The organism is Campylobacter concisus (assembly GCF_002913865.1).
Lineage (GTDB): Bacteria > Campylobacterota > Campylobacteria > Campylobacterales > Campylobacteraceae > Campylobacter_A > Campylobacter_A concisus_AM.
This window is the reverse complement of the sequence record NZ_POYX01000144.1, coordinates 1-1512: the sequence shown is the minus strand read 5'-3', so window position 1 is coordinate 1512 and position 1512 is coordinate 1. Positions and strand designations below refer to the sequence as shown.

General features: G+C 34.7%; 1 protein-coding gene. It reads left to right on the top strand.

Annotated elements, in window-relative coordinates; genetic code table 11:
- Window positions 1–254: 254 nt before the first annotated feature.
- Window positions 255–1512, top strand: a 1258-nt coding sequence (locus CYP77_RS09130; protein WP_258033452.1) for a nitrate- and nitrite sensing domain-containing protein, incomplete at its 3' end; no start/stop codon positions are given.

Below are 1512 nucleotides of genomic sequence, written 5' to 3'. Positions count from 1 at the left end.
ATTTTGATTAATTTTTATTATTTATTTGTAATTAATAATTAGACAAAATCCCTAAAATACGGCATTTGCAAGCCAAAATTTATTAAATATTGCTTAAAGGTAATTTCTAGTTTCAAGTTTTATTTAATAATAAAAATTATACAATCCGCCCCAAAATACCAAAAAATGCCACTGGATAGTGGTTTTTGATCGAGGGATAGAAAAATAAAATGAATAATCTAAGTATAAAATCTAAAATATTACTCATCGTTTTTGTGAGTTTGCTTTGTCTAAGCGTGACTAGTGTTTACATCTTAAAAGGCGTTTTAAACAGCAGAAGTGAAGCTATTTCAAACCTTTCAATGAGCGAAGATATCATAAAGCAGGGCGAATTTATCCATGAGCTTCAAAAAGAGCGTGGTTATAGCGCAGCTTTCATAGCAAACGGCAAAGACTCTGAGAAAAATTTAAAAGAGCAAAGAGCTAAGGTCGATGGGATCGTGATAGAGCTCTCAAACAAAGATGAGGTGTTAAGAGTACTTAGTGGCATAAGGGCAAAGGTCGATAAAAAAGAGAAATTTAACCTCCTTGGCGAATATAGCGGTATGATAGAAAACACGCTTGTCTTTTTAAATTCTCTCTCAAAAGACGCCAAGCCAGCTATAAAAGATGATGTGGCTAGGATTTTTAGCATTTCAAAGATCAAAGAGTACTACGGCATCACAAGAGCGATAATGAACGTCGCCTTTATCAAAGATGAGATCGACAAAAACACATATGTAAATTTGATCTCTCACGACGCAAATATCAAAAAGCTTTTAAACGACTATGTCAAATTTAATAGCGGCAAATACGCAGACAGCCTGCAAAAAGATATATTGCAAAGCAACGAATTTAAGCAAATAGACGAGATCATCAAAGACGCTATCGCCACTCCAGAAGAGACAGCCAGAAAGATCGAGGCGGCTAGTTGGTTTAAGAGCATCACAAATTTGATCGATAGCCTCAGAAACTACGAGCTTTACTTGTTAAATGATATGAAAGAGCTAGCCATACACGACAAAGATGAAGCCAGCAACCTTGTGCTATTTATGGCTATAATGCTTGCCTGTTTTATTGTAGCACTCGTCTTTATCTCGCTTGTTGTTGGTAAAAATATCATCTCAGGCATCGATAGCGTAAAGGGCGGTCTTGGCGAGTTTTTCTTATATTTAAACAACAAAACAAATTCTGCCAAACTTTTAAGCTTAAAAGGCAAAGATGAAATTTGCGTTATGTCTTCTCTCATAAATGAAAACATCCAAAAGATCCAAACATCTAAAGAAAAAGAAAACACCTTCATCCAAAAAGCCAACACCTTTGTAAATGAGATAAAAGATGGCAACTATGAAGCAAGCCTAGAAGCTGATACTAATAACCCAGCTCTAAATCAACTAAAAAGCACATTTAAAGATCTACAACTTGCTCTTAAAAATGCAATCTCAAGTAATGGTAAAGATGTACTTGATCTACTAAACACTTATAAAAACCAAG